Here is a 1,428-nt window from a genome sequence, read left to right as displayed (position 1 = left end):
TCCGCGCTGCGCGCTCCACCCATCCACGGCGTTGAAGCCGACTGCGATTCTCAGCTTTGAAAAGAAATAAAAAGCCATTTCTTTTCAAGGCCTGCGAGTCTCGCGGCTTAACAGCCCGGCCCGTTCTTTTCCAATAGCACCTGAAACCAAAAGGGTTTATGGCGGTCATCCACCAAAAAATAATCCTGGAGGGAAGTCGATCTTTCGGGAAGTTTAATTTTGATCTTTCTAAGGAATGAAGAATAAAAGAAGGTAAACGCTTTTCCGGGTGATTCGAATGAACGGGAGTCTTTCTTTTGATCCTGATAATTGCTCCGGGTGGCCCGAATTCCTGAAGGTTTTCATAACGTCATCACTCTTTCGTTTCAATGATGATTTCGATAAATCAACGGAATCGTTTTGAAAAGAACCCAGCGCTTCAGGGGATTGCCAAAGATGAGCCGCCTTTTTGGAAGCTCCTGGAATTATAAACTATTAATTTTTTCTGAAGTTCACGGTGATTCGCCTTTGGCAACTCCCTGAGCTTCTCGTTGGCCAAATAAGGCACATTTATGTTTCATCACCAAAAGTCCCCAATTTGGATTGGAGATTCGAAATGAAAGCTCTTTTAAAAGTAGAAGGTTTGGGAGAAAGTTCTAAACCGCCGTTGTTTTTTGTCCATGGCGCCTGGCATGGTGCTTGGTGTTGGAAGCCTTTAATGGACTATCTGGCCGAAAAAGGTTTTACCAGTTACGCCTTAGACTTGCCTGGTCATGGGAACAGGAAATCAGAAGGTGTCGCTGCCCTTGGAATTATGGATTATGTTTCCGAAGTAGAAGCTTCCATACAAGAATTAACTCTCGTTAAACCTGTATTAATTGGCCATTCTATGGGCGGGCTCATTGTGCAAAAGTTTTTAGAAAAAAATGATGCACTGTCGTCAGTAATAATTGCACCTTGCCCCGCAATGGGAGGAAGCCTCTTTTTGCCAATAAAGTACTTTCGCCATGCACCTAAAGCTGGAATAACAGCAACGTTTGGCCGCAAAACAGCAATAAAAAACGAGGAAATGTGCCAACGCCTTTTTTTTAACGATATTCAGAAGAAAGACCTTGAAGCTCATTTCGAAAGACTTGGCTTCGAATCGTCTAAGGCTATAAGGCAAATGGTTATTCCTTTTTGCAAACTCAAGGCCGCCAAAATTTCTTCAACTCCAATAGCCGTTGCCGCAGCAGGCAAGGATTACTTTTTTGAATTCAAAAGACTTCACGGTTGGGCGGTAAAATATGGATACGATTTCCTGCCATTCCCTGAAGCTGCTCATAATTTGATTAACAAACCGGAAGATTTCGATTTTGGTAAAACAATTTATGAATGGATTGATAAGAATAATTGATTTTATTAAGACAAGTCAATTTGCCAAAATATAGAATAGGTGAATACGCGGCC

General features: G+C 42.2%; 1 protein-coding gene. It reads left to right on the top strand.

The genetic code is table 11. The annotated features are described in order from the left end of the window. The first annotated feature begins 595 nt into the window (after positions 1-595). Positions 596-1,375 carry an alpha/beta hydrolase gene (locus ACYQ2M_RS25045; protein WP_459919134.1) on the top strand — a complete coding sequence of 260 codons (780 nt, stop codon included), beginning with the start codon at positions 596-598 and terminating at the stop codon, positions 1,373-1,375. Positions 1,376-1,428: the final 53 nt, after the last annotated feature.

The sequence above is a fragment of the Desulfocicer niacini genome, assembly GCF_054657595.1.
The sequence above is the reverse complement of the archived record's forward strand: the minus strand, read 5'-3'. Positions and strand labels throughout refer to the sequence as shown.